Source organism: Actinoplanes sp. NPDC051861 (assembly GCF_040681145.1).
Lineage (GTDB): Bacteria > Actinomycetota > Actinomycetes > Mycobacteriales > Micromonosporaceae > Actinoplanes.
The window spans coordinates 808,933-835,901 of sequence record NZ_JBFAYE010000002.1; the positions used below are offsets into that span (position 1 = coordinate 808,933).

A 26,969-nucleotide genomic window follows, 5' to 3' on the forward strand; every position below is an offset into this window, starting at 1 on the left:
CAGCGGGTGATGCGCGTCGCCTAGGACGGACGGCCATCTCGGCCTTATGCGTTTCGGCCAGTTCAGTCCTAATAGGCACATGAAACTTCACAAGACACACCTACCAGTAAATCGCAACAATCTCAGTGTCAACCAGAAGTCGGTTTTCTTTCTCAATCGTCTTGGCCGGTCGAATCGGCAACGAGACGGGCGAACCGTCCGGATGAAGGAATGCCTCACTCAGCGCCAGTCCGCGCAGGTGAGCGGCAACCAGCGGATCGACATCGGCTCCCGCTTTTGACGAAAATTCCTCGGCGATCGCCTTGAAGGCCGCCATTCGCGCGTCATAGCGTCCAAACTCATGATGATACTTCAGCGCGACTTCCGAAGCTATCGCACTTGGTTCGGTTGCCGGATCCAACCCATGATGCGCACACAGAAGATTTCGGTAGGCGTTTAGCACCGAGCCTACCTGCTGCAGGCTCTCCGACTCGGAGAGGTCTGATCTACTAGAACCGTCGAACGCACTCCTACTAAGAGAATCCAACTTGAGGTCGAGCCCCGGAACAACGTCACCCAAGACATTGATCAACTTGACAGGAACCCAGCTATCGCGCAGTCCCGTGTGGTTTAATCGGCATAGCGCCCTGAATCTTGAACTCGAAAATAGTACCCGCCTTATATCCTTCCAGAAGAGACGCTCCTCGGTAACACCAACCACAATCAAGGGCCTACTTCCATCCTTTACACTCTCAGGAAGTTGGGCCAATACAGCCTTGTGTACGATCAAATCCTGCCCATCAACCTCGAGCACTTGATAGTCAACGGCTTTACACTCGATCGGAATTAGCCCGACCAGAAGGGTTTCCAATATTCGATTGATCGCTGACAACTGCGACACTCGGGATTGCATCGGATCAGGAAAGATCGTTGGATTATCAGCAAAAATCCCGCCTAGCGCGGACATAATTGAGCTAACCCTAAAAAGGCGATCCGTTTCAAGCTCGACTTCAACCTCGATAAGGTCACCGCGAGCGAAGTCTTCGGCGTTGTGAACCCACTCCTGGAGGTCCGCTGCGGACAAGTCATCAATACTCTCCACATCCGGCGGGCGGGAATCTCGATCGAGAGGGCGCATAGTCAGCCTTCCCTCTTCTCCTTCGTAGAACTCCTTGAAAGCGGCCTGGATCGTCGACTTCCTAAGGGTCTGCGTGGACAAGGTTAATGTCTCTTCTAGCTTGGAAGACACTTCAGCTTTGGCTACTGGAACGCCCCCGCTAACCTTCCCCGCCAACTCGTTCCGTGATGCATTGGTCTTAACGTCTGTATATTCAGCCGCAAGAGCCCCCTGCCGCGAAGCTAGAAGGCTGTAAACACTGACTTCATCCAAGTAAACAAATTCTCGAAGCGAAGCGCTTGTGGAACGAGCGGCTTTAATCCTTCTCTGGCGACGAAGCCGGCCTTTGAAACGTCCAAGCCAAGTCATCGCTTCTCCTTGGTTTCGCGGGCACCGGAAGTCAAGCGGCGTGCCTCTACTCGCTCAAAGCCTCCGAAATAATCCTCGGCCAGAATGATGTCGCGCCCGTCTTTTGCCGCCAAAAGGGCTGCGTCCGTCCATATCGCTGTCAAGTCTGCGCCGCTCCATCCGTCAGTCTTAACAGCAATCAACCCATGCGGCAGGCCTTCAGCGGTTCGGAGAATGCGCGAAGAAGCCTCCAGTATCGCCTTTCTATCTTCATCTTCCGGAAGCGGAAATTCGATCTCCCAGTCAAAACGCCCGGGTCGCAGGAGCGCACCGTCGATATCCTGAGGTCTATTCGTAGTTGCAATAACAACTACATTGCTAACCTCATGGAATCCGTCCATCAGAGTCAAGAGCTGAGCCACCAGTCGACGCGAAGCCTCGTGCGCGTCATCATCTCTTTGGGCGGCGATGGAATCGAACTCATCAAAAAAGATAATGGCACTGTCCTGCTTCTTCGCGTGTTCAAAGATTTTGCGGAGTAGCTCCTCGCTTTGCCCATGCCATTTACTAACAATCTCAGGGCCACTTATCTGATAGAAGGTAGCCTTAGCCTGACCCGCGATGATTCGGGCGAGCATGGTCTTCCCCGTTCCAGGGCCTCCCGTAAAAAGAACTCCCTTTACGCTGCGAGCACCGATCTTCCGGAGGAGATCGCCATACTTGAGCGGCGCTTCCACCAACTCTCGTGCCCTACTGATCACATCAGCATGACCGCCGAAGCTGTCGAACGTGAGTTTGTTATTATCTCTTACGATGAAGCCTTCGACGTCGTTATCGTCGACCTCAGGAAAGTCGATAAGCCGGATCGGTTTTTCATCAAGAACCCTGATGACACCCTCAGCGGAAACCTCGACGGTGTTTCCGACCGAGTACTCCACTTGGCTAGTAGGAACGGCTCTGGGTTGCCCACCTATATCGACAACCGTAACGTCGCCTTGCCTGATGCGGACTACCGAGATCCAGGTGTTCGAGGGCCACACTTTTTCGGGCGCTTCGTCCAAGCGATCTGACAGAACGTGCAAGATCGTTCCCGGTGCGTAGTCGGCAGCATCCGGCGACTCCAACCAGCCGATCTGACCACTGGTGTTCTCGACCCACACCCACCGTTGATCCTCGACATACTTCACCCGAACGACTTGGCCCCAGCCGCTCGCGTTCTCGATGCTTGCCACGGCGACAAGAGTATTACTCCCGATCAAGACCTAACACTGTCTAAAGACTCGGTCAACTGCACTAAAAGAAGGATCCCGTACCAAGACACGCATGAGAATCGCATTCACTTTTAACTCTTGCAAGTCGCACGGACCTCCCTCGCTTCGGCCCAGCCGTGGCTTGCCAGGCGGTGGTTTGCCGAAACGCTCTCCTCAGGATCAAGGCGCCGCGCAAGCGCGGCGCGGGCCGGATGCGCTCGGCCTGCTGGCGGCCTCCGGCCGGCATCGGCCAGCGCACCGGCCAGCTCTCAGCTATTAGGATCGGCGTAGGTAACTGGTGCGTCTTGGACTCTGGTGAGGCGGCAAGACGCGGGTACTAGCCACTTGTCTCCGTTCTCAGCGGTGCAGTCCAGCAAGAGCCTGATTGGTTCGCTGTACTGTCGCCAGCTGGCGTACCCAGGAGCGACTGACATCGCGAAGAGCACTTCGGCGCCGCTGTACATGCGGAACGGCTTGGTCTCGATCTGGTCTTGGTAGTACTCGTCGAAGGCGACAGAGTCCCAGAGAAACGGCCCGAAGTCTGCTTCCCCGCCCGGTAGAGACGTGGTGTCCCTGTCTCTGATCGATGCTACGACCTCAATAAACTCAAGAGTCCGAGAGCCGATGAGCTTCAGGTTGCACACAGCGAGGCTGTTGTCTTCCACAACGCCCTCAACCTCAAGCTCAAACTCGGGACGGCGATCGGCATGCCACCGTGCTCTCTCGATTTCAGTCAAGGCCGCCGTTGCCTTGGCGGAGTTCTGCGCTGTCCGCCACGCGAAGTAGGCCACTACAGCGGCGACGACTGCGACGATGACGCTAGCGAGCGAACCGATAGCACTCAGCAGGTCAGGATCCACGGTTTCACACCGTAGTGGTGATTAGGGTTGGACAAGGGCAGCTACTGCCGCGCCGCTTCGCGGCTTGCCCTCGAATCTCGTGGTCCAGCCAGGTGGGGCGCCGGCAAGGTGGTCCAGTTGAGCGCGGCCGTGCCAGCAGCGTGCCATTAAGCCGTGCCACGGACGGTCTCCAGTGGTCATGATCGGGCACTCGCTCACCAGCCCTGACCAGGTAAACCGGGCGAACCACCCCGCCCGTCCACGATCTTCCAAACTGATTACGCGGGTTCGATTCTCGTCGCCCGCTCGCTTCTGAGCTGACCATGCCCGCTGAGGATCGCGGGCCTGGTCAGCTCGCCTTTCCCCCGAGTGCCGAGCCCCCGGACCCCGCGTTACGGGCCAAGGCTGGCGGGCTAGTGGATCTTGCGTGCCGTTACCGCTTCTTCTTGGCCTTGCCGGGCCGCCTGCCCTTGGCGATCTCCCTGTCCCGGCCGCTGGTCGCGTGTTCGGTGCGTAAGCGCGGCGCGGGCGGTTCCGCTCGGGCTGGCGGGGCTCCGCCGGCATCGGCTGGCGGACCGGGCCGACAGGAACTGGCTCGGCGACCGCTGCTGAGGCTGCGATCATTCGGCGGTGCAGTACGACGGCAAGGTGTACGAGATCGTCTCGGGGCACAACCTCTCCGAGGATGCCTGGCACTACGAGCTGTCAGGGTTGAGTGGGGCGCCTGGTACCGGGCCGTTCATGGCCGTCGCCGTTCCGGATGCGACGCCGGACGGGCTCTTTGCTCCGCGGTCGGCTCAGCACGTCATGGTCCATGCCGGCGGTGGTGTCGTCCCGTGGCCGATCCTGGAGGAACTGCTCGACCAGCTCGACTCCTGTGGCGATCTGATTGACGACGTACGTGACCTGTCCGCCGAGGCAACCGCGCTCAACACCTGGTCACACGGAAGCCAGCAGTTCGAGGTCAACCGCTTTCGCTGCAACCGTGCGTGGTGCTACGAGCTGTACGCGATCGACGCGGCCGCGAACCGCTACATCCGCGTTCGGATTACTGACGCACCCCAGGACAGCGGCCCGTTCGTCCCGATGCCCGCCGATCGCGGGACACTGACCATGCACGGTCGCTGGTCAATCCCCTGGCCGGTCTTCCGCCGTTTCCTCGATGCGTCCAGCTCGGGGACCGGCCCTGACGATCGCTGAGGATGGTTACCTGACGCCGCGCGCTTCCGGTGATCGCTGCCGCGTAGGTTGGCCGCTCTGTGACGGCGGCCCTGGTCAGAGGGGGTCCTCGGACCAGGGCCGTTGGTGTTTCCCGTTAGGACGGCGGCTGATCGGACTTCGGGGTGGGAAGGAGTACGGCTACGCGGCCAGGTTGATCAGTACCTGCAGAGCTCCGCCGCCGGCTAGTGAGAGCACGAGCAGCTGAAGGAACCACAGATACAGCCCCTTGCTGTCCTCTCTCGTGACGGCGAAGAGCGGCAGCGCGAGCGCCCCCGCCACGAAGGCGATCCAGGCAGCGACCGCTACCGCTGCACCCCACGCGACGCTCGGGCTGCCGCCGGTGGCCTCCCTAAGCGCGTACGCAACGAGCAGGCCCAGCCCTGCCGCGTCGGCCAGACCAACGAGGCAGGCCAAAAGACGTATCGCCAAGGTCGACGCGCGCAGCCACCGACTCTGCGAATCACGGATCTCCTCGGCGAGTTCCAAGGTGGTGATGTCCACCCAGTCGGCGTCCGCCGAGGTCACGGTGTAGCCGATGCCCCACCTTCCCCACTCGAGCTCGACCCGCGCCACCACGGAGCCGTTCACGTCGAGGCTGCGCCCGTCGGCACGCAGTTCCTTCGCGCTGGTGCGCAGCTTTTTCTTGAGTGCGGACAGGGCGACGACATGCGACGCATCCCCATCCTTGATCTCGACGTCCACCTCGACCTTCGAGCCTGCCGAGACCTTCGCCAGCCGGCCTTCGGCTGCCGAGATCAAATCGAGCACCCGCTCCTTCGAGCCGAACCACGGGCGCTCGGGCGCCCGTCGGATCTTGACTCCCGACAACACGTGGATATTCCATTCGTCAGTGAACGGATAGGTATATGGATTGCATTTGAAGCAACATCGCGGAATCACGCAGGAATGCTCAGAAGTCCTCGGGTAGGGACTTGCGGTCAGCGCGACCGGGCGGCCCGCCTGCTTCGGGGCCGAACCTCTTTGGGTGCGTCGCGCTGGAGAAGTCATACAGAAGATTCCGACGAAGGGATACTCCCTTGATCGTCACGCTGAGCAATTGACACGCTGGCGCCTGTCCAATTTGTCATTATCAAGCACCAAATGCCGATACCCTGCGCTGTCTCGCAGGTACGTCCCGCCAAAGGTCACGGGTGAACCTGAACACATAATTCGTTAGCAGCCCAGGGCCGCCGACGCGCGCCGCTCGGGCACGACCCAGCACTTCAACCCCGCAGCCATCAGCCGAACGGTCATAGGCGGTCGTCCGCCGTCTGGTTCACGGCAGCATTTTGCCTGCTATAGGCGCCTTAGTGTTACTTGCCCTATATGCCAAGATGCGATTTGGGATGTCAAGTCGACCTTTGGCGAGACAGGCTACGGAATCCGCAGCGAAGCACCGACTGAAGTACTCGATCCGCACCTGGAAGCCGATTTGGTTGACAGACAGTCACCAAAATGCTGACCGTGAACGCCCGTCCCCGGCGCCCGGCCACCGTGCGGATATCAATGGCAGACACGTTGACAAAAGCGCACGAGCCGAGCCGGCGCACCATTCTTCGCGGGCCGATCAGATGACCGAGACGTGGGCGGTGACTATGCGCCAGCCGGTGGGGAGGCGTACCCATGTCTGGGACTGGCGGCCGAGTACGTCGTGGCTGGGATAGCCGAACATTGTGGTGACCACGGCGGTGCTTTGCCCGTACGCATGGATGGTTGTGTCCTTGAGGAAGCGGCCCGGCGGCAGGCCGCTCTGCGTGCGGCGCCACCTGGCCTGTTCCTCGATGTTGGTCTGGTGGTCGGCGACGCCGAAACGCACTGCCTCAGGCGCGAAGAAGCTCAGAATCGCCTCGATGTCGTTGTCGACCAGCGCGCGTTCGTAGGCCTCGAACGCGGCGGTGACCTCGCTGATCACGCCGGGCAGGTCTCGTTCCACGTGGGTCTCCTCTCGCCGGGTGCGGCCTCCGCGTCCGGAGGCCGCACCGGAACGGCTGGGTTAGCTACTTGTCGGCGGTGGCCAGGGCGGGTTCCTCGGAGGGTTCCTCGGAGGGTTCCTCGCCGGGCTCGGGCTCGCGGGGTGCGGGCTTGCGCAGGGCGAACAGGACGCAGACGACGGCCAGGAAGAGGTAGCCGAGTGTGACCTGGCCGTCCGCGTTGAGCTGGACCTTTTCGGCGTGGATCAGGCCGACGAAGGTCAGTGCGGCACCGCTGACCGAGAAGATCGCGGCGTGCCAGAAGCGTTTGTCGATGATGAAGGCGACGATGGCTCCCAGGACCAGGCCGGCGAGGATGGCGCCCTGGCCGAGCGTCTTGAGGCCGTCATAGACGACGCCCGCGCCGGCCAGAGCTTCGGTGCCTACCGCGGCGGCTGTGGTGCCCGCGGCGGCCAGCGAGTTGTCCATCAGGCCGGTGGCCCACGAGGCTATGTTCGGGATCAGTGCGGCGACCACCGCGGCGGCGTGGGCCTTCGGTGTGGCTTGGAAGGCCTGTGCGCCGATGAGGAGGCCGATGTAGAGCAGGATCGGCACGATCGCGGCGGTCGGGAAGATCGCGCCGAGCAGTCCGAACAGGCCGAAGAAGCAGAGCAGGGCGATCACCACGCCGGTGGCCATCGAGTAGCCGGTGCGGCCGCCGGCGGCTTTCCAACCCGGGTGACCGACGTAGACGGCGGGCGGGAACGGTGAGCCGAGGCAGGAGCCGATCACCGCGCCGGCGCCGTCGGCCAGCAGGACGCTGCGCAGGTTGTAGCGGTCGCCGGCGGTGGCGGCGCTCTCCACGTTGGTCATCGCCTCGGTGAAGTTGTAGACGCCCAGCGGGATGGCGGTCGCGAGCAGCGGGGCCATGTCCTGCAGGCCGTCGATCAGCAGGTCGAACTTGAGGTGCGGGAAGGCGAAGGCGATGTCCTTGGCGGCGCTGGTGACGTCCGGGACCGACATGGCGCCGCCGATCCAGCCGATCGCGGTGCCGACCAGCAGCGCGGCGAGCCCGATCGGGAAGTTGAAGGGCAGCTTCACGTCGGTGAGCAGGCCGACCAGCAGCATCGCGAAGACCGGCAGGGCGATCCAGGCGTAGTTCCACATGCTCGCGGCCGGGTTCATCGAGATGAACGTGATCGAGATGCCGGCCAGGGTGCCCAGCAGGGCGGCGCGGGGGGTGTACTTGCGGATGTACGGGCCCACGAACGCGCCGATCAGCACGATCACGCCGATGATGAAGGCCCAGGCGATGCCGGCTGTCCACGCGGCGATCGGGTCCTTCGTGGTCAGGTAGATCGGCAGCATGATCACGAAGATCACGATGAACATGTGCGGGACGCTGGGGCCGTAGGGCAGGGCCGTGACGTCGGTACGGTTCTCGCGGGCGGCCAGGCGGCGGGCGAGGAAGGTGTAGTAGATGTTTCCGGCGACCAGGGCGATGCCCAGCGCGGGGAGGATCACGCCGAAGACGTCGCCGGCGGGCAGTTGGATCACGCCCAGGCAGAGACCGGTCAGGGTTAGGACGTTGACCAGGACGTTGACGCCGAAGCCGAAGAAGGCGTTCGTGTCACCCCGGACCCAGTAAGCGAGTTTCATCGGGCGATCTCCTTGAGAAGCGCGGGGGACTCGGTGACCCAGCCGAAGATGCCGCCCTGGGCGGCGATCATCTGGAGGCCGACTCGCTGGAATTCCGGGAAGTAGGAGCCGACGCAGTCGCTCAGGACCAGGCACTCGTAGCCGCGGTCGTTGGCTTCCCGGACCGTGGTGTGGACGCAGACCTCGGTCGTCACGCCGGTGACAATGAGGCGCTTTGCGCCCATCTTTTCCAAAATTTCCGACAAATCGGTGGCGTAGAACGCTCCCTTGCCGGGCTTGTCGATGACCACCTCGTCACCCACAGGCTGGAGTTCGTCGATGATGTCGTGCCCGTATTCGCCCTGGACGAGGATCCGCCCGAACGGACCGGGCTGGCCGATCTTGGGCGCCCGGGTCAGCTTGGCGGGCGGGCAGTCGGACAAATCCGGTTTATGCCCCTCGCGCGTGTGGATCACCGGGAGGCCTGCAGCCCGCCAAGTGGTGAGAAGCGCGGCGAGGGGCTCGATCGTGCGCCGCAGCTGCGACACGTCGTTGCCGAGCGATTCCCCGAAGCCGCCGGGGAGAAGGAAGTCCCGCTGCATGTCGATGACGAGCAGCGCGGTGGTGTCGAGATCGAAGGTGAATTTTCCCGGTGAGGCGTCGACAGTGGGCATTTCATGCCTCCGTTGCCGCTATTACGTCGTCGGAAGTGGCGACGCAGCCGAAGACGCCGCCCTGCATGGTGACCATGTGCAGCGCGGCGGTGTGGTTGGACGGATCGGTCGCGCCCGTGCAGTCGCTGAGGATCAGGCACTCGTACCCGCGGTCGTTCGCCTCCCGCATGGTCGTGTGGACGCACACATCCGTCGTGATGCCGGTCAGGATCAAGTGGGTGATGCCGTGCGTACGCAGCACCAGGTCCAGGTTCGTGGCGTAGAACGCGCCCTTCCCCGGCTTGTCGACCACGACCTCGCCGGGCAGCGGAGCCACCTCGGGGACGATCTCCCAGCCGGGCTCGCCCTTGATCAGGATCCGGCCGCACGGGCCCGGCCCGCCGATCTCGGCGCCGATCCGTGCCGAGCGCCAGCGCTTGTTGGCGGGCAGGTCGGAGAGGTCCGGGTCGTGGCCCTCGCGGGTGTGAATGACGAGCATGCCCAGGTCGCGGACGTGGGACAGCAGCTTCGCGGTGGCCGGCAGCCCGGCGCGGGTCAGCTCGATGTCGTAGCCCATCGAGTCGACATATCCGCCGGGCCCGCAGAAGTCGGTCTGCCAGTCGATGCAGAGCAGTGCGGTCCGGTCCACCGGCACTGTGCCGTCGTAGGGCCAGGCGTACGGGTTGGCCGGTACCGGGCCGATGCGTGCGGTCATGAGTCGGATCCCTTCAGGCGGTAGTTCCGCCAGCCGCCGCTGGCGGTGATGTCCGGGGTGCCGCGGGCCGCGTACGCCTCACACAGGAAGCCGGTGACCTCGGTACCGTCCTCCAGTTCGAGGCGGCCCAGGGAGAGCGGCGCGGGAATGCCCGCGAGGAAGCCGCCGACCTTGGCGGCGGGTAGCTGCCACAGCTCGACCTCGATGGCGGCGCCGCCGTCGTCCACGCGGACCAGGCCGGGTGCGCCGGAGGGCAGCTCGTACATCCGGTAGCGCGGCGCGGTCCGGGCGGCGCCGAGCAGTGTGCCGCCGCGTTCCAGCAGCTCGCCGTTGCGCGGTTCGCCGCTGAGGTGCAGCCCGGCCACGGCGACGGTCATGGTGTCGTCGACCGGCAGGGTGTGCGCCAGCGCCAGCAGGGTGTCGTCGCTGAACGCCGGGCCGAACAGGGTCAGGGAGGCGGGCCGTCCGTCCGCGGTGAACCCGTTCGGCACCGTCACCGCCGCCAGGTCCAGCAGATTCGCGAACTGTGTGTAGCGACCGAGGGTCAGGTTGTGGCCGATAGGATCAAGAGCGATTTCGGCGTACGTGAAAGTGGTCCCGATCGTCGGCAGCGCCAGAACGTCGATGCGCTCCCACAACCTGGTCGTCACCGCCCGCAGCTCCTGGAGCCGGTGTTGCGCCCGGAACGCGTCGGCCGCGGTGAAGGTGTGCCCGGTCTCCAGCACCTGCCGGGTCACCGGCAGTACCGAGTCCGGATGCGTCGCCAGGAACTCGCCCAGGTCGGCCAGCCGTTCCGCCACCCAGGGCCCGCGATAGAGCAGGTCACCGGCCTCCAGCAGCGGGCCGATGTCGACCGCTGTGTCGCCGGCGAACCGGGCGAACGCCTTCTCCTGGCCGGTGTCGCCGAAGAAGTCCAGGCTCTCCGGCACCCCGATCCGCGGCCGGGCCGGGACCGGGCGGCTGCCGGTACGCGACCACGGGTCGTCGCGCTCCGGCCCGCGCGCGACGCGCAGCACCCGCTCGGCCGTCGCGACGTCCCGCGCGAAGATCGACACGCAGTCCAGCGACCGGCAGGCCGGGACCACGCCGAGCGTGCTGAGCAGCCCGCGGGTCGGTTTGACGCCGACGATGCCGTTGAGCGCCGCCGGCACCCGGCCGGAGCCCGCGGTGTCGGTGCCGAGGGAGAACGTCACGTCACCGTTCGCGACGGCGACCGCCGATCCGGAACTCGAACCGCCGGAGATCAGGCCTCCGCCGAAGACGCTCTCCGGTGCGCCGTAGGGCGAACGGGCGCCGGTCAGGCCGGTGGCGAACTGATCCAGATTGGTCTTGCCGACCACCCTGGCACCGGCCTCGGTGAGGCGGCGGACGACCGGCGCGCTGCGTTCCGGCAGGTAGGCGAAGTCCGGGCAGCCGGCGGTCGTGGGCAGGCCTTCGACGTCGATGTTGTCCTTCACGCCGAAGGTCATTCCGGCCAGAGGGCGCTCCGGATCGACCGTGTCCGGTGCCGTGTCCGCGAACCTGCTGATCCAGATGCTCACATCGTCGATTGTCGACAGTTCTGTTTCCAGGAACGGCGCTGTGTGTAACGGCGCGATTTCCCGTTTGACAGGTGACCATTTGGTCACCTAACTTAGCGTCATGACCGACGACGACAGGGTGTTCAAGGCCTTGGCCGACCCGAGCCGCCGTTTCCTGCTCGATCTCCTCTTCGCGCGTGACGGCCGCACGCTCACCGAGCTGGAGTCCGAGTTGCGGATGACCCGATTCGGGGTCGCCAAGCACCTCAAGGTGCTCGAGGAAGCGGGTCTGGTCGTGACGCGCCGGTCAGGCCGCGAGAAGTTGCACTTCCTCAACCCGATCCCGATCCGGCAGATCCACGACCGCTGGATCGACAAGTACACCGAGCACCACGTCACGACGTTGATCGAACTCAAGCGCACCCTGGAGGACGAGTCATGAGCACGACGCAGGTCTACCGCATCTGGATCAAGGCGAGCGCCGAGAGGATCTGGGACGCCATCGTCGACCCCGAGTGGAACGCGAAATACGGATACCAGGCGCCGCAGTTCTACGAGCTCAACAAGGGCGGGAAGTACTACTCGCTGGCCAACCAGGGGATGAAGGACTACGCCTCGGCCAACGGCTTCGAGATTCCCGACACGATCGTGGACGGCGAGGTGCTCGAGGCGGAGCCCCCGCGCAGGCTGGTGCAGACCTGGCGGATGCTGATGGACCCGAGCACCGCCGGCGAGCCGTTCACGACGCTCACCTATGAGATCGAGGACTCCGGGCCGGGTGTCTGCCGGCTCACCATCACCCATGAGCTGACCGGTGCCCCGGCGCACGCGGCCATGGTGCAGGGCGTTCAGGACCCGGGCGCCGAGGGTGGCGGCGGCTGGGCGTGGGTGCTCAGCGACCTCAAGTCGCTCCTGGAGACCGGAAAGACGCTGAGCGCCGCTTAGAGAGAACAGGCCAGCCCGTGCCAATTCGGCACGGGCTGGCAGACTTGCCCCGTGAGCGACGGGGAGTTGGCGGCGTACAGCCTTGTGGAGCTGGCCGTCGACCGGCTGCGGCGGGACATCCTGAGCGGGCGCACCGACCCGGGGGAACGGCTGGTCGAGGAGCAGCTCACCCGGCGCCTGGGCATCAGCCGGGCCCCGTTGCGCGAGGCGATGCGCCTGCTGGCCGAGCAGGGCCTGGTCGAGCACATTCCCCGCCGCGGCGCCCGGGTCGCCACGCTGTCGGAAGAGGACATGCGTGAGCTCTACGAGGTCCGGGACGTCCTGGAGCGCCACGCCGTCGGTGCGTCGCCCGCCGAGCCGGACCTCTCCCGTCTGCGCTCCGCCCTGGACATGATCCGCAAAGCCACCGAGGCCGACGACCGGCTGGAGCTGGCCAACGCTCATCGCCGCTTCCACGTGGAGGTGGTCGCGCTGAGCGGGAACCGGCAGCTCACCGCGCTCTACGAGACGATTCTCGTCAAGATTCAGCTCTACATGGCGGCGAACATGCGCCGCGAGGCCGAGACCGCTCGGGCCGAGGACGGCGTCCTGCGCCACGCGAGTCTCTTCGCGGCCATCGAGGCCGGCGACACCGGGGAGATCTTGCGCGGGCTTTCTGCGCACGGCGCGCGCACCTATCTGGGCTAAAACCTTCTTCGGGTACGGGAGACCGCACGCCGATTTTGCGCAGCACAAAGGGGCAAAAGGTTCCCCAGTGCTCATAGACCATGATCCGCACTATCTGTATCAATGTCTCCCGTCTGTGCCGAAGCAGATATATTGACTGCCGTGAATCTGCGGGCCTTCGACACGTACACGCGCACAACCCCGCGGGGTGCTGCGCGGGAAGGAATTCCGATCACGGGGGACGGTGGACTGGTTCGTGACGAGCGACATAGACGAGGCGGAGTTTGAGGCATTTGTCCGTACAATTCGGAACTGGTTGCGCCGGGAGGCCTACGACATCTGTGGCGACTGGCACGAGGCGGACGACCTGGTCCAGATGGCCCTCTACCAGGTGTATCGCCGGTGGAACGCGCTCGACCGGCGGACCGAGCTCGGCGCGTACGCGCGGCTGGTCGTCAAGCGCAGCTATCTGACCGAGCGCCGGCGCTCACGGTGGCGGCACGAGGTGCCGGCATCCGAGCCGGCCGACGACTCGTTGATCGCGGCCGCACACGCCGACGTCGATGTCCGTGTGATGCTGCTGCCCTTTCTGAGGCGCCTGGGTTCCCGCCAGCGCGCCGTTCTGGCGCTGCGCTTCCTGCGTGACCTCAGCGTCGAGCAGACCGCCCGCGAGCTGGGCTGCACCACGGGAACGGTGACGAGCCAGACGGTGCGGGCGCTCAACGCGCTGCGCCGCGACTTGGAAGCCTGAAAGTCCCGTGCAGCATCCCCGCCGAGCGAGCGCGTGTACGAGATAACACTCATTGAGCACTTAACGGGAGGAACTACTCGATGAGGATCTATCGCGCACTAGCCACCGCTGTCGCCGGCCTGCTGGCGGTTCCGCTGCTGGCGACCGGGAGCGCCCAGGCCGCCGCCGGTGAGAACTGGCAGCCCGCTCTCGTCTCCACCGAGTCGCTCTACGACGGCTCCGCTGTTCGCATGCGCTTCACCGATGGCATCACCGTCGTCGCGGCCGTCGGGGCCAAGGTGAGCTTCACCAGCTCGGCGAGCGGGGAGAAGACGTCCGACGGTCAGCGCACCTACAACCGGTCCGTGCAGGTCTCCGAACCCCGGGGCTCGTCCCGGGACGGCTCGACAGCGGCGAAGTACGCCGCGGCCGGGCGCAGCGTCTACAGCGACGCGCTCGCGGCCGGCTTCAGCCCCGCGCGGGCCGGCGTGGAAGGCAAGGCACTGCTGGCCGAGCCGCCGATCGCCGCTTCGGGGTGCGTCTACAGCGAGACGAGTTACCCGGACCCGAAGTTCGAGTGGTCCGGCTGCTACAAGCTCTACAACGTCGACGACGCGGACGCCAACGCCTGGTACGGCGCGGGCTCGGCAACCGCGCGCGGCTGGGGCACCGGTGTGCTCGGCGGCGGTAAGGAACTGCAGCGGGGCTACAGCGAGATCTCCTGGAGCGGCAGCGGCGTCCAGATCATCGAGGCGTCCCCGTCCGCCAACGCGACGAGCGGAACCAACTGCGGCCAGTTCACCATCGGCCTGAGCTACGTGGTCGAGCTCAACTACCAGACGCCGCTCTGCAAGGACGGCTGGTGGGTCACCTACAACCCGACGGTGCACAAGGTGGAGTGGCACGGCGCGAGCGCCGGCGGCTCGAACGACAACCGCTCGGCCTCCGGCGCCAGCACGGTCCGGCTGCCGTGGAGCACACCGACCGTCTACATGAATTACCGGATCGGCTGGACGTACGCCTGCTTCTGCTGACCCCCCACCTGATCGCCCACGGTGGCCACGCCACCGTGGGCGGTCTCTTACGGAGACTCCGGATCATGAGGACCCTTCTGGCCGCCGCCACTGTTCTCGCCGTGGCCGGCTGCACCGCGGCACCGCCACCGCCGGCCCCGATCCCGTCACCCGACATCGGGCAGCCGGTGGTGCTGGACGCGAGGGTCGCCGGTTGGGAGACGTCCGCGTGGCTCGGCGACGGCTCTCTCTGCGTACGTGGAGCGGGGGTGGACGGCAATCCCGAGGCCGCCAGCGTCTTCTGCGATCCGGCCCCCGCCACGCTCAACGACGGGGGAAAGCCACTGCCGTACCTCGCACCGGCGGATCCGCAGGCCCGGCAGATCCTCCTGGTCGGCACGGTGAGCGGCGAGGTCGCGGAGGTGTCCACGACCATGTTCGGCGAGACCGCGACCGGAAAGGTTCATCCGCTACCGGTCACTGACGGGCGCAGCGTAGGCGCGTACGCGGTCTGGCTCCCCAGCAGCGGCGACAACCAGCCCGGCATGACCCTCGACGACATCACGGCGGTGGTAGCCCGCGACGCCGCAGGCAACGTCGTGACGCGGCTGCCGTGATGTCATCTCGTTACGGCAACGGCCTCGACCTCGACAAGCTGGCCCGTGTAGCCGAGCACCGTGACGCCGAGCAACGTGCTCGGCGCGTCGTGGTCACCGAACCGGGCGCGCACCACGTCCCAGGCGGCGGCGAGGTCCGCCCGGTCAGTGCTCGCGACGTAAACAGTCGTCCGCACGACGTCTGTCAGCGCGGCCCCCGCCGCCTGCAACGCCACCTCGAGGTTGTCCATGACCTGCCGCGCCTGCCCGGCGACATCGCCGAGCGCCACAACCTGGTCGTGCTCGTCGATCGGGCACGCGCCGGCGGTGTGCACCAGCCGGGCGCCGGCGGGGACCACTGAGGCGTAGGCGTACGGGACAGCATCGGTCAGGCGACCGGCACGGATCAGTTCCACAGACATGAGGCCGACGATGCCATTGCCGCCGCGCGCAGCACCAGGGAATTCACGGCCGCGCCGACCGGGCTGGTCATACGTGGCGTGGGGATTTCACTCTGACACTATGCAGACCCAGATCCCGATCGATCCCGCAACCGAGGGCCGCCGGCAGGTACTTCTTCAGATCTGGAAAGAGACCCGGGAGCACTCCCGCCAGCATGAGTCGCAGCGAGCCACAGCCACGAACATGATCCTCCTCCTTGCGGCGGCGGACATCGGAGCCATGGCGACCCTGCGTTTCGGCCCACGAACCCTTCCCCTCGCCGCTGGTCTCGTTGTGCTCGGCGTCCTCGGCTACCTTCTCGCCGCGAAACACTACGAGCGGGCGCAATTGTCGACGGCCATCGCGGTTGAGCTCGAGATGCGGCTCGACGCCATGGACCCCGCACTCAAGATCCGTGACTCCAAGATCGCAGCCTCGGGCCGGCACGAAAGCCGGTACAGAAGGATGCACCGAGTTCGCCTGAACAAGATCTGGTCATTGCTTCACGTGCTGCTGGGCATCACCGGTGCTGTCACGTTCGTGGCGATCCTGATCAGCAGCCCGTAGCCGCCGACGCAGGCCGAAGGCCGCCGGCGCCGAACGGCGGCTCGGTTCCGGAGCGGTATGACAGCCTGCTTGGCGTCGCTCCGGCTCGGCTGACCACTGGGCTTGAAATGGACCAGGCCCGGGGATCGCGAGATCACCGGGCGGCGGCCCGGGAAGGCCAAGACAGGCAAGATCCACTAAGGGGTGAAACACAGCGGCCCTGGTCGGAGGAATTTCCCTCTGACCAGGGCCGATGTAACCGAGCGGGCGACGAGAATCGAACTCGCGTAATCAGTTTGGAAGCAACAAGTCGATCATGCCACTGCGGCCCGCCCGGTCTCAGGAAATGCCGATGACCTGCTGCTTTGTCTCAGCCTCGTCCCGGTGTATGCCTGGGCCGGGTGGACCGTTCCGGTCGGTTCCCTAACAAGATCCCTATCATTCGCCCGGTGCCCGGTGCCCGGTGCCCGGTGCCCGGTGCCCGGTGCCCGGTGCCCGGTGCCCGGTGCCCGGTGCCCGGTGCCCGGTGCCCGGTTGAGGCAACGGTGGCGGCCTCGTCATCTTGACCGTTCAGGTACGGCCCCTCAGGGCAGGAATTTGGCTAGCTGGCACTTGAGAAATTCAAAGTTCCGGTTGTCGGTGATCTGACCGAATACGGCTTCGGGCGCCTGCGCCATCCGCAGCATCCGTAAGACGTACAACCAATACACCGATTCCGAGAGAAAGTGTTGTTCGGAGAGTTGCTCGGTTAGCCGCACGGCCTTGTGGTGTGCCATGTCGTTGCGGTCTTTGGTCAGTTGCCGCGACCAGGCATCGAGGTGTCCGCTCAGCAATTCATCCATCGGCCTGCCAGCCACCCGTGCTGACCGTAGAAGACGCTCGCGGAAGTGGATCTGGTCACCGTGTTCGCGAGTGTCCATCCCCTCGACCGCGGCGACCCGGTCAAGGTAGAAGTCATGAAGTTGCCCATGGTTCCCGGTGCGGGTCGACATGACTCGTCCGAGCGAAGAGCGGTGCTTACGGACCGTGTCCAGCCAGCGGGCCAGGCCGGGGAGGCCGCCGAACTGTTCGAGGTTGAAGTACAGGTCAGCAGCGCGCAAAGGTTTGGCTCGCGGGTTCGCAGTAATCGCCCACCGGGCCCACAAGTCGATCGGACTGAGAAGCTGCCCGTCTGATACGGCTTCTTTGACCCCGGGCAGGGCTGACATGTCTCGGACCACGTCGGGATGGCGCAGCGACAACTTGTCGAATACCGCTGGGCGGCCCGTAGCGATCGTGATCAGATCGTGAAGGTCGGATGCCGAATCGATTAGGTCCTCGAGCGGTGCTGGGGTGGGGCGAACCACGGCGAGAGTGAACCATTCCGCGATGTGCAGCCCGTCCTCGACGAATTCGGGTCGTCCGAGGTGATGGCGGAGTTCGACCGATCCGCCGTCCGCGAGCGGTGCCGAATCCGCCGATAGAGGGGTGGCTCGCACCTTGATCTCGCGGCTGTCCACGGCGACCGCCCCAGAGATACCGCTACGTGGCACCCAGATGTTCAGTCCGGCGGGGCGCAGGATGATCGTGGTCGCCGAAGGTGCCTGGCCGTCGGGTACGTGAACACCGCGGAGCACCGACCGCACGTTCACCTGCTGCCAGTACCCGCGACCGAAGACTGCGCCGCGATAGTTGACTTGGACGCCGTCCTCCAACGTGTACCGCTGGCCCTCGGCCTCGCCCAGAATGCGGGGGTAGCTACCGGCTACCTCGAAGTCGTCCTCGGACACCTGTGCCTGGGACTCGCCATTGTTGTGTGTCCAGGTGGCAACATCAGTGACTTCCCGCAGTGATCCGCCGATCAAGGTCAGGTGCGAGCCGTCGACTGGGTCGACAACCAGACGTCCGGCCAGCTTGCGATCTGAGTGCTCCGGAAGCCACCACTCGCCGACGACCTCAAAACTCTCCATGGCCTTGCCTCCCCATGATCACGACCGCAACCGGTCGTGAGGAGAGTTAAAACGACCCGCGCTTCGTTTGGTTACGCCAAGGTCGTGGAGTTGCCCGGGCGAAGTCGGTGGGCCGCCGCCCTGGCGGATCGCGAAGATGGGGCTGACTGACTGGCACGACCTTCACCTGGAGGTTGGACGTGCGGCTGACCAGGGAGTCGTCGAGTCGGGTTAGCAGCCGCCACACGGTGGTGCCGGCGCGTCACGACCATGCGGGTGGGCGAGCCGATGTCGAGCACTGTGACCGCCGTAGCCCCGAAGCCACGCCGCCCAGCCGGTTGACCTTGCGTCGTGCGTTGGAGGTGTGCAGTCTGTGGACTCGCGGTGTGTTGGTGCCCAGCGCCTCGCTGAAATCGGATTGGAAAGTCGATCTGGCGGTCGTACGCTGCACGTCCATGACGGCGGTTCCTGAGCGTGTAGCGGCCCCCGCCCGCCTGTTGCGGGCGTGCCGTGACGTTTACCTGGCGGCGTGGGACGAGGGCCTGGCAGAGGCGCGGGAAGGCTCGGCAGCTCACATCGACTTCGGCGCGGTAGAGGCCGGGCCGGGCGGACCGTGGCCCGACTGGCTCGCCCCGCAGACTCGAACGATGGCGGTGACCCTGGTCCGCCAGCAAGCCGACCTATGCGTCTCGGTCGGGATCCTCATGGAGGCCGGTGAGATCTTCGAGCCGGTCTACAGTCTCGCCCGCTCGGCTTTCGAGTTCGGCGCGCGGGCTTTCTGGCTACTTGAGCCCGACACCACGTTGCGGGAGCGATGCGCCCGAGGACGATTGATGGAACTCACCAGCTTGTACCACCTCAAGGACGCGGCCCGGCATCGGCCTGACCAGATTGCGGCGGCTGGCGATATCGCGGCGCTGAAGACGTCATGGAAGGCGCTGACGACCTCCGTACGGGGGATGTTTGCTGACCTCGACCTGGCCGAGTTCGGCAAGTGGAGTGTCGAGGGCGTGCGATACGAGAGTTGGACGGACGTCGCTGGCCGGTGGCTCGAACGGTCTGGCGCCTCTGTCGACGGGCGATGGCTGTACAAACACCTATCGGTCCGCGCGCACCCTCAAGGACTCATCGCCACACCCGGTCTGGGCGTTGGGACCGAGGGCCAGACCATCCGATCGGTCAGTATCGACGAGATCGGCCGGCTCGCCTTCGTGCTCCTGGTGCCGTTCTGGCTCTCGCTCAACACCATCACGAGTTACCACGGCCTCGCGTCAGACGCAGCCACCGCGCTGGAAGGTGAACTGCGCGAACACTTCCCCAGCGCCTTCGCGTAGAAACCCACCATCGTCAGGCGCTTTGGATACCACGTACGCCGGGCCGGCATGGTCGAGTTCCGCCCTGCGGCTGCGATCGGTGCAGCACTAATACCTGCCAGGGGCGATGGAGTCGCTGGCTGCGAAGCCGGTGTACTCAGATTTCCTCTAGCAATGCACGCTTTGTTTGAGAAGCCCTGGTCAGGTGTCGTGCCTCCCTAGCATTCCCTAGCAACTGGTCCGGTGCCAGTTACGTCGTCGCCGCAACCGCAGGCGCAGCGACGGGCAAGCTCAGCCGGGTGGTCGACGTACGTAACCGGGTTGCGGAAGGCGTCGAGGATGGGTTGGCCAGCTAGCTGATCGTGTATTGGGTTAACGGAGCCGAGGATGTCGCCGACGATGGCCCATTTTGCCGCCACCGACATTTTCCATGCCGGTCTTCGCCACCACGATGACCACCTGTTTGGTGACCGTGGACGAGAACGCGACGTACCGTTGAACGCCGGGCGCGGGCGCCGAGCAAGCCAGCGCCCGCGGTTGCGTGCGAAACAACTGCTCGGGCGTTTGGTCGGGGCTCAAGCCGACAAAGTCCCTGCCCATCGGGTCGTCGGTCACCCCTAGCCGTGCAGGTCCGAGCTTCATGTGGATCACTCACCTGCTGAGTGTCCGGTTTGACGCTCTATGCAACTTCTACTAATTCTAGTACAAATCTTGTTGCTTGTACGATTTGTAGCTCGCCTTCACATTGACCGGCTGTCGCACGCAGCGAGCCAATTTTGTCGGTGGTCGCGTGTAGCCTCCGGCCCGTGGCAACTAGCAGGCGCAGAGACATCCCAGACCCGGTCACGAACCGACTGTTCGCCCTTTCGGGGAATCAGTGTGCGTTTCCCGGCTGCACTAACACGGTCACGCACCAGGTTGCTGCGGGAGAGCAGCCGGTTACGCTGGCGCAGCGAGCTCACATCGTGGGTGTCGGCCGGCAGGGTCCACGATCTCGTGCGGCCTCGGGGCCAGGAGAGCTCGACACGGTCGAGAACCTGACGTTGTTCTGCGGCAGGTGCCACCTGATCGTAGACCGCAATCCCCGGATCTACTCGGTGGAGGTGCTTGCCAAGTTCAAGGCCGACCACGAGGCTCGGCTAGCTCCGCAGGATCTCCGGCCTTCCCCCGCGCCGCTTGACCGAGAGCCCGTGGACCTGTCTCTGCTCCCGATCTCCGAATTGCCGAGCGCCGTGTGGAAGGCGTCCTCACGTTTCCGGACCGCCGCTGAGGTCGCCGAGCGTCTGCCACGGCCGATCCGCAGCCAGGTTCTGCCCTTCGTCCTGCTCAAGAGCGAGATCTGGGCGTTCCATGACCTGACCGATCCCGCAGGCCCCTTCAAACAAGCGGTCGATCCGGCATCGGCCGAGAAGGTCGAAGCCGCCGCGCTACTAAAGTCCGATGATCGCAACATCTACGTGTGGCTGCTGAACTCCGCGCTGCGGAACGCGCTGCTGCGCCGCGGCGTACGTCACGAACGGAACCATGATCGGTATTACTTCCTCCCCGACCACGAGACCATCACCCGCCGCGTAGAGGCAAAGACCAAGACGGGCCGGAACCAATCGGCCAAAAAGGTCGTACGGCAGGAAGGTGAGCGGACCGACGCACCGCGCGACGTCTGGTGGCACCTGGCCGCCCAGCTTCGCTTCGAGGAGTTCGCACCGGGCTCGTGGGGGCTGACCATCAGGCCGGAGTTCCACCTGACCAAGGACGGCCGTGAACCGCTGGACCCGCGCCGCGTAGGGCGCAAGGTGACCAAGCGGAAGTCGCGCATGTATAACGAGGGCTACTTCGACGCGGTCCACTTCCTGCGCTATTTCCTCCTCGACGGAGGCCCTCGTCTGGTCCTCCCCGTGGGTCGGCAGACGATCACCGTCGAGGGCGACTTCCCCAATACCGATGGCACCTGGCCCCGAATCACCGACAAGCGGTTCGACCCGATCTCCATGCTCGATAGCGACGACGAGGATGACGTCCTCAACGCGTTGGCGGACGCGCTCGAACTCGATGACGAATGGGACTGGGGCGCCGAGCACAGCGAGGATGACCGATGAGTCTGGCACTGAAACCGCTGCGCCCTGTCGTAGAGTGGCTCGACGAACCTCCGTTGGCCTTCGCCAATGGACTAACCCACATCGACCCCAAGGTCGGGATTCCCGCCGCCGGACCGTGGTCGCGGGACCAGCCCAACCACCCTGCCTCGGTCACCGCCGGGTTCATCGGCACCGCCGACTGCATCGCCAAAGCCCGCGCCTGGCTGGCGCGGGCAGCCCAGGGCGTCGACGGTGACGACGATCATCACCCGTTCTGCGGCTTCCAGCCCGACGGGCCGTTCGCTTCTCAACTGCGGACCAACGGCCCGGAGGCGAAGATCACGGCCAACGAGATCCGCGAGCTGACGGCGGATCGGCTCAAGCGGCTCGACGGGCTGAAACATCTGCTCGACCTGATTGATAACCGCCTAGCCAAGCTCGCCAGCCTGGACGCCCCGCCCACCCTTGTGTTCATCGCGCTTCCGGCCGACATCACAAAGCGTTACTGGGCTGTCCATCAGATGAATCGTGGAGTGGAAACGGTCTGGAACCTTCGAGCCGGCATCAAAGCCCGCGCGATGCAACGCGGGCTGCGCACCCAACTGCTCCTGCAGGGGACCATCGAATCGGACCTCGAAGCCCACACCTCCGATCTCGATCACCCCGCCGACCTTGCCTGGAACCTTTTCACGGCCGTCTACTTCAAAGCTGGCGGGTTCCCGTGGGCGCCGGTCGGGATCCCCGAGGGCACCTGCCACCTGGGCGTGACGTTCTACCGCCCGCACGGGGAGAAGTCCGCCATGCGGACCAGCGTCGCGCAGGCATTCGCCGAGAACGGCGACGCGTTCGTCCTCCGGGGCAATCCGTTCACGTGGGACGGGAAGTGGCCCCATCTACCCGCCGACGAGGCCGCCCGCCTGGTCGCGGACGTCATTGACCGATACACCCAGACCATGCAGCGCCCTCCACGCCGGCTGGTCGTCCACAAGCAGTCACGGTTCTTTCCCGAAGAACTCGCGGGTTTCCAGGACGCCCTCAACGGCCACGAATACGACCTGGTTGCACTGGCACCGTCCACCGGCGTGCGGATCATGCGTCACGGTGAGTATCCGCCTCCCCGTGGAGCGTGCCTCAGCCTCGGCGACCGCCGTTACCTTTACACCACCGGATACGTCCCGTCGCTCGGGCGCTACCCCCACGGCCACGTCCCCACGCCGGTGCAAATCACCGACCACATCGGAGACTCCGCCACCGGCGACCTCCTTCGCGAGGTCCTGCTGCTGACCAAAATGAACTGGAACTCCGCCCGCTTCGCCGAAAAGATCCCCGTCACCCTCCGCTTCGCCAAGGAAGTCGGCGCGATCCTCCGCGACCTTCCCGACACCTTCCCACCGGAAGCGCGATATGCCTTTTATATGTAGATAAGCGTCCTACCCAGCCGCAAGGGGCGGGCTTCCACGTCGGTTCGCCAGCACGAGCACTCCCGGAAATTCGCGGTGGGCGGCAGTCGAGCTGCTACCGCAGCGAGCAGACCGCACCGCTCATTGTCCTTCCTCTGCCAACCAAAGATCGATGCTCGCGCGGCGAAGGCGTTCGCGATACGCCTCATAGCCGGGCATCGTTCGTTCGACAGTTCGCCAGAACTCAAGACCGTGATCAGGTCTTTCGAGATGCGCCAGTTCGTGTACGAGTACGTAGTCGATCAGGGTGGGCGGCAGTTGCATGGTGGCCCAGTGGATGTTGACGTTGCCGTCCCGGGAGCAGGATCCCCATCGATAGCCAAGGGGGCGCACGCGTAGTCCCGCTATCGGTGCACCCATGCGCGACACCCACGGCTGTACTCGCTTGCCGAGCCAAGATTCGCCTACCCGCCGATACCAGCGGACCAGATCTCGGGCTCCGCCGCCTCTGGCGAGTGCGAGCCGCCCTCGGACAAGTCGGACCTCTCCCGACTCAACGATCTTGAGGCGGTGTGACCGGCCGAGATACGGGAATCCTTCGCCCGAAACGTACTTCTTGGCTGGCGGCCGCACACCTAGCTGCTGCTTCTCGGCAAGCTTGCCGTACAGCCAGGTCCGCTTGGCCTCGATGATCCTGATCAGTTCGGTCACCGTGACCTGTGGCGACACCACGGCCGTAATTGAGGCATCCCGCTCGACGGTGAGTCCGACGCTTGTGCGGTGCTGGCTCACCGACACCGTGATCTCCAGATCACCGACCTGCAGGAGTTCAGGCAGATGGTTCATGATCGTCGGCACCGCGCGTCACACCCTAGGGATGAGGCGACTGTTGCTCTTGATCACGTCAAGGAGTGTAGTAGCCAGTTGGTCGAGTTGGTCGTATTCGCCCAGCCCACGTTCATGGAGCAGGCCGAAGATGTCGAGCCGAAGCTCCTCTTGGTCGGCCGGTTTGCGCCAGAAGTCTTGCCGGTGGATCACGTGGGCCGCCCGCAGGTGGATGTCCCGGGCAGCATCGGCGAACCGAACGTCATTGAGAGCCTCCTCTGGCGAGGTGGCTAGCTCCGTGGTCATCGTCCGGTACAACCGCGCCTCAATCTCAGACAGACCGAAGGGATTTTCGGGTACATCCTCGAAGATGTCGGTCATCAGGTCTCTAAGCGCGAGCAACTGCTGATCCCAGTTGTCCTTGATTTCGGTCAGGATCTGCTCCAGGCGTTCGCTTAACCGCTGGTGGCGCGCCGGATCTTCGCCTCGGTGGACGGAGATGTGGTGCCGGATAGCATGCTCCATCTCTGATGCCTTGGCGCGGGGACCGCCGGCCATCGCCTCGACCTTCGCAGCGAACCCCGGCGCGGTCATCGTGATCGGCGGCAACTGTTCCTCGATGCCCAATGAGGCAATGTGATCATCGATCAGCGTCCGAATCTTGGCGCCGTACGCTCCGGGGTCAAAATCGCCGTCATCGATCCGATACCGTCGGGCGGCCGTAACCTTGATGATCATGAACCGCTTCAGGTCTGGCAGGTAAGGCTTCGCCGCTGGGTCGGGCAGCACCGTGTTGACTGTCCTCGCGAACCGTGCGAGCTCCGCGTTGAACCGGTCTCGCAGCTCCGGATTGGCGAGTTCCTGCACACACCCTTCGATGTCCGCCGGGTCATGGAACATCATCCGCAGGCGCTGCGCTTGGGGCTCAAGCTTCGCAATCTCCAGCCTGGCATCCCGCAGCGTGCCCACCGCGTCGTCGCCCTCATCGCCCTCGAAATTGTCGGCGGCGAAGATGCGTAGCGCTTCCAGTAGATTCTTGGCGACTCCGCTGTAGTCGACGACCCGCCCATTGGGTTTGCGGTCAGCCTTTCGGTTGACGCGAGCGACTGCCTGAAGCAGGTCGTGCTCATATAGCTTGCGGTCGAGGTAAATGACCTGCTCAATCGGCGCGTCGAACCCGGTCAGCAGCATCGTCCTGACGATGAGGAACGCGATGTCGTTGTCCCCGAAGGGACGGATGAAGCCATTGACCCGGGCCGTCTGTTTCGCCTCGTCGGTCCACTCGGTAAGCAGGTGCTCGTCCTCCGCGTCGCCCTGCGAGATCACCGGCACGAAGTCGATCCGCTTGAGCAGATCGAGGAACCTGGCGGCCCGTACAAGGCGGGCTCGGCTCTTGTTCTGAATCTCTTCAGGCGGCGTGGCCAACAGGCGGGGCGGCAACTTCTCGATCGCCGCGACCAGCTCACTACGGGCAGCGAGGAACGCTTCCCGGTAGCGGACCGTCGTTTGGCGGTCGTGGACCACCACCTGTGCCTTGAACCCTTCAGGCAGCACATTGTCCACATAGTGCAGCAGCATGTGTTTTGCCTTGGCGTCCACGAGCTGCTGCGCGGTTGACACGCGGCCCTTGGTGGCCCAGCGCTGCTGAAGTTGCTGCCGCTCCTCTGGGTCGAGGTCGATGAACTCGTCCTCGAAGATGTCGTCGAGATCCTGCCGGTCACGGACTGCAGCCTTCACCTTCACGCCCTCGTAGAGGATGGGAACGATCACCTCGTCCTCCTCGGCCTCCTTCAGCCGGTAGGTGTCGATGAACGGACCGAACAGGTCAACGCTTGTCTTGCGCTGGCCCTTCCTCGTCATGATTGGTGTTCCGGTGAAGCCGATCCGGGCTGCGTTAGGCAGCGCCTCCCGCAGATTGGCGCCGAGCGAGGCAGTGTGGGACCGGTGTGCCTCGTCGATCAGCACGACGATCGACTCATCTGTGTTGATCTCACCCAGCGGGGTTGTCGCTGCGATGCCCTCATTGCCCTGGTTCTTCTGGATCATTACGAAGACGATGGCCGGGCCGTGCATGCCAAGCAGCTTCCGTGCGCGCACGGCGGACTTGGCGGTGTCCACCTTCTCGCCGCTGAGCTGCATCGTCCTGCTCAACTGATCCTGCAGCTGGCTGCGGTCGGTGACCACGACCACCTTCACGTTCGCCAACTCTGGGCTGAACCGCAGCCGGCGCACCAGGAACGTCATGGTGATGCTCTTACCGGATCCCTGCGTGTGCCAGACGATTCCGCCCCGCCGATCCGCCGTGCCGTCCTGCCTTCGGGTTTTGCCGGTCCGAAGCCGCTTGACCGCTCGCTCCACCGCCCGGAACTGCTGATAGCGCGGCGCAACTTTGACCGTCTTCCCTTGGTCTGTCGTCATAACCGTGACGTAGTTGTGCAGGATATTCAGCAGGTTGGCCGGGTCGAGCACACCTGCGACAAGGATCTCCTGTCGGCTCAGTTGGGCGGCGCTCTTGCCCAGCCTCGCGGCCAGATCGTTCATTGCCAACGGATAGGGATCACGCCACGGCGTGTAGTGCTCGTACTCGGCCGTGAATGTGCCCAAGCGGGCATCCTCACCGCTAGTCACAACCGTGAGCTGGACAGTTCGAAAGAGCTTCTGGTTGCCTGTGCGTGTTTCGCTCACGACCTGCTCGGCGTACCGGCGTATCTGGCCGACGGCCACGCTCAGATCAGTTTCGGTCGTCTTCTTGCACTCCACGACCCCCAGCGGGATACCGTTCACAAACAGCACCGCGTCGGGAACCATCGAGCCATGGCCGCCTGGGATATCAACTCGAAACTGGTTGACCACAGTGAATTCGTTGTTCTCCGGATGCTGCCAGTCGATGTAGTACACCGATCGCGACTTGCCGTCTTCCCAGCCCTGCATGCCATCAACCGTGGTGCCCTTGAGCAGCAGTTCGGTGACCGCTCGGTTGATTTCCAGCAGACCGCCCGGACGGGTACGGGTCAGGGCGCTGACGGCCGTACTGATCCGGCTCTCGTCAAGCCACTCTGCACCGTGCAGATCCCTATTGATCCGAAGTAGGGCGGACCGCACCTTTTCCTCAAGAAACACCTCGTCGAAGCCGCGTCGACCCGACCGGTGGGGATCTGTCGGAATCACCGCATCAAACGGAGCGCCCTCTAGATGCAGCCAGCCCATCCCCTTGAGTTGCCCGACGAGGGGCTTCTCCACCAGCGCATATTCCAGTTCACTCACCACGATCCCACTCCCCGTCCGCAGTCCCACATCCATC

The 26,969-nt window shown here is 64.5% G+C and carries 25 protein-coding genes; 11 read left to right on the forward strand and 14 right to left on the reverse strand.

All coding sequences use genetic code 11. From position 1 onward, the window contains the following. Positions 1-100: 100 nt before the first annotated feature. The 3 genes from AB0M02_RS10515 to AB0M02_RS10525 all read right to left on the reverse strand — a co-directional run bounded on the left by AB0M02_RS10515 (position 101) and on the right by AB0M02_RS10525 (position 3,554). Positions 101-1,465 (reverse strand): hypothetical protein, encoded by a 1,365-nt coding sequence (locus AB0M02_RS10515; protein WP_364224327.1) that lies wholly within the window; start codon positions 1,463-1,465, stop codon positions 101-103. Beyond that, positions 1,462-2,676, reverse strand: a complete 1,215-nt coding sequence (locus tag AB0M02_RS10520; RefSeq protein ID WP_364224329.1) for an ATP-binding protein — start codon at positions 2,674-2,676, stop codon at positions 1,462-1,464. Before AB0M02_RS10520 ends, AB0M02_RS10515 begins: the two co-directional genes overlap by 4 nt. Positions 2,677-2,963: 287 nt before the next feature. Further along, positions 2,964-3,554: a hypothetical protein gene (locus AB0M02_RS10525; RefSeq protein ID WP_364224331.1), complete on the reverse strand. Its 591-nt coding sequence runs from the start codon at positions 3,552-3,554 to the stop codon at positions 2,964-2,966. A 609-nt stretch (positions 3,555-4,163) separates the two neighbouring features. On the opposite strand from AB0M02_RS10525, the gene AB0M02_RS10530 reads away from it, so the two are divergent. Then, positions 4,164-4,733 (forward strand): hypothetical protein, encoded by a 570-nt coding sequence (locus AB0M02_RS10530; RefSeq protein WP_364224333.1) that lies wholly within the window; start codon positions 4,164-4,166, stop codon positions 4,731-4,733. 159 nt (positions 4,734-4,892) lie between these two features. Here AB0M02_RS10530 and AB0M02_RS10535 read toward each other — a convergent pair whose 3' ends face one another. From AB0M02_RS10535 to AB0M02_RS10560, 6 genes are all read right to left on the reverse strand, one after another. Next, positions 4,893-5,654 carry a hypothetical protein gene (locus tag AB0M02_RS10535; RefSeq protein WP_364224335.1) on the reverse strand — a complete coding sequence of 254 codons (762 nt, stop codon included), beginning with the start codon at positions 5,652-5,654 and terminating at the stop codon, positions 4,893-4,895. Positions 5,655-6,321: 667 nt separating this feature from the next. Then, positions 6,322-6,687 carry an AtzH-like domain-containing protein gene (locus AB0M02_RS10540; RefSeq protein ID WP_364224336.1) on the reverse strand — a complete coding sequence of 122 codons (366 nt, stop codon included), beginning with the start codon at positions 6,685-6,687 and terminating at the stop codon, positions 6,322-6,324. 64 nt (positions 6,688-6,751) lie between these two features. Beyond that, complete coding sequence (locus AB0M02_RS10545) at positions 6,752-8,323, reverse strand: regulator (RefSeq protein WP_364224338.1); 1,572 nt, start codon at positions 8,321-8,323, stop codon at positions 6,752-6,754. Further along, positions 8,320-8,976 (reverse strand): cysteine hydrolase, encoded by a 657-nt coding sequence (locus AB0M02_RS10550; protein ID WP_364224340.1) that lies wholly within the window; start codon positions 8,974-8,976, stop codon positions 8,320-8,322. Before AB0M02_RS10550 ends, AB0M02_RS10545 begins: the two co-directional genes overlap by 4 nt. Before the next feature lies 1 nt (position 8,977). Then, positions 8,978-9,670: an isochorismatase family cysteine hydrolase gene (locus tag AB0M02_RS10555; protein ID WP_364224342.1), complete on the reverse strand. Its 693-nt coding sequence runs from the start codon at positions 9,668-9,670 to the stop codon at positions 8,978-8,980. After that, complete coding sequence (locus tag AB0M02_RS10560) at positions 9,667-11,211, reverse strand: allophanate hydrolase (RefSeq protein WP_364224344.1); 1,545 nt, start codon at positions 11,209-11,211, stop codon at positions 9,667-9,669. The genes AB0M02_RS10555 and AB0M02_RS10560 overlap by 4 nt, the downstream gene beginning before the upstream one ends. Positions 11,212-11,311: 100 nt before the next feature. Here AB0M02_RS10560 and AB0M02_RS10565 point away from each other — a divergent pair, with 100 nt between their 5' ends. From AB0M02_RS10565 to AB0M02_RS10590, 6 genes are all read left to right on the forward strand, one after another. Then, a complete protein-coding gene (locus tag AB0M02_RS10565; RefSeq protein ID WP_364224346.1) occupies positions 11,312-11,632 on the forward strand; it encodes a metalloregulator ArsR/SmtB family transcription factor in 321 nt (106 codons plus the stop codon). Continuing rightward, positions 11,629-12,135: an SRPBCC domain-containing protein gene (locus AB0M02_RS10570; RefSeq protein ID WP_364224348.1), complete on the forward strand. Its 507-nt coding sequence runs from the start codon at positions 11,629-11,631 to the stop codon at positions 12,133-12,135. Before AB0M02_RS10565 ends, AB0M02_RS10570 begins: the two co-directional genes overlap by 4 nt. A 51-nt stretch (positions 12,136-12,186) precedes the next feature. Beyond that, positions 12,187-12,822, forward strand: coding sequence for a GntR family transcriptional regulator (locus tag AB0M02_RS10575; RefSeq protein WP_364224350.1), 636 nt, complete (start codon positions 12,187-12,189; stop codon positions 12,820-12,822). Between the two features lie 235 nt (positions 12,823-13,057). Beyond that, the gene (locus tag AB0M02_RS10580; RefSeq protein WP_364224352.1) at positions 13,058-13,552 is read left to right on the forward strand and encodes a sigma-70 family RNA polymerase sigma factor; all 495 of its coding nucleotides are present in this window, start codon (positions 13,058-13,060) and stop codon (positions 13,550-13,552) included. An 80-nt stretch (positions 13,553-13,632) separates the two neighbouring features. After that, the gene (locus AB0M02_RS10585) at positions 13,633-14,565 is read left to right on the forward strand and encodes a hypothetical protein (RefSeq protein WP_364224354.1); all 933 of its coding nucleotides are present in this window, start codon (positions 13,633-13,635) and stop codon (positions 14,563-14,565) included. Positions 14,566-14,630: 65 nt separating this feature from the next. Then, a complete protein-coding gene (locus tag AB0M02_RS10590) occupies positions 14,631-15,161 on the forward strand; it encodes a hypothetical protein (RefSeq protein ID WP_364224356.1) in 531 nt (176 codons plus the stop codon). Between the two features lie 2 nt (positions 15,162-15,163). Here the strand turns inward: AB0M02_RS10590 and AB0M02_RS10595 are convergent, their stop codons facing one another. Continuing rightward, positions 15,164-15,562, reverse strand: coding sequence for a RidA family protein (locus tag AB0M02_RS10595; RefSeq protein ID WP_364224358.1), 399 nt, complete (start codon positions 15,560-15,562; stop codon positions 15,164-15,166). A 100-nt stretch (positions 15,563-15,662) separates the two neighbouring features. On the opposite strand from AB0M02_RS10595, the gene AB0M02_RS10600 reads away from it, so the two are divergent. Next, on the forward strand, positions 15,663-16,148 hold the full coding sequence (locus AB0M02_RS10600) for a hypothetical protein (protein WP_364224360.1): 486 nt from the start codon (positions 15,663-15,665) through the stop codon (positions 16,146-16,148). 563 nt (positions 16,149-16,711) lie between these two features. On the opposite strand, the gene AB0M02_RS10605 is transcribed toward AB0M02_RS10600, so the two are convergent. Further along, entirely contained in the window at positions 16,712-18,076 is a 1,365-nt protein-coding gene (locus AB0M02_RS10605; protein WP_364224362.1) for a hypothetical protein, read from the reverse strand. Positions 18,077-18,510: 434 nt separating this feature from the next. On the opposite strand from AB0M02_RS10605, the gene AB0M02_RS10610 reads away from it, so the two are divergent. Continuing rightward, on the forward strand, positions 18,511-19,389 hold the full coding sequence (locus AB0M02_RS10610) for a hypothetical protein (protein WP_364224364.1): 879 nt from the start codon (positions 18,511-18,513) through the stop codon (positions 19,387-19,389). Positions 19,390-19,740: 351 nt separating this feature from the next. Here AB0M02_RS10610 and AB0M02_RS10615 read toward each other — a convergent pair whose 3' ends face one another. Beyond that, positions 19,741-20,010, reverse strand: coding sequence for a hypothetical protein (locus tag AB0M02_RS10615; protein ID WP_364224366.1), 270 nt, complete (start codon positions 20,008-20,010; stop codon positions 19,741-19,743). A gap of 548 nt (positions 20,011-20,558) precedes the next feature. On the opposite strand from AB0M02_RS10615, the gene AB0M02_RS10620 reads away from it, so the two are divergent. Together AB0M02_RS10620 and AB0M02_RS10625 are read left to right on the forward strand one after the other, a co-directional pair. Beyond that, on the forward strand, positions 20,559-21,464 hold the full coding sequence (locus AB0M02_RS10620; protein WP_364224368.1) for a hypothetical protein: 906 nt from the start codon (positions 20,559-20,561) through the stop codon (positions 21,462-21,464). Beyond that, positions 21,461-22,864, forward strand: a complete 1,404-nt coding sequence (locus AB0M02_RS10625; RefSeq protein WP_364224370.1) for a hypothetical protein — start codon at positions 21,461-21,463, stop codon at positions 22,862-22,864. The genes AB0M02_RS10620 and AB0M02_RS10625 overlap by 4 nt, the downstream gene beginning before the upstream one ends. Positions 22,865-22,984: 120 nt before the next feature. On the opposite strand, the gene AB0M02_RS10630 is transcribed toward AB0M02_RS10625, so the two are convergent. Further along, positions 22,985-23,701: a SprT family zinc-dependent metalloprotease gene (locus AB0M02_RS10630; protein ID WP_364224371.1), complete on the reverse strand. Its 717-nt coding sequence runs from the start codon at positions 23,699-23,701 to the stop codon at positions 22,985-22,987. 6 nt (positions 23,702-23,707) lie between these two features. Next, entirely contained in the window at positions 23,708-26,935 is a 3,228-nt protein-coding gene (locus AB0M02_RS10635) for an HsdR family type I site-specific deoxyribonuclease (RefSeq protein WP_364224373.1), read from the reverse strand. Positions 26,936-26,969 lie beyond the last annotated feature (34 nt).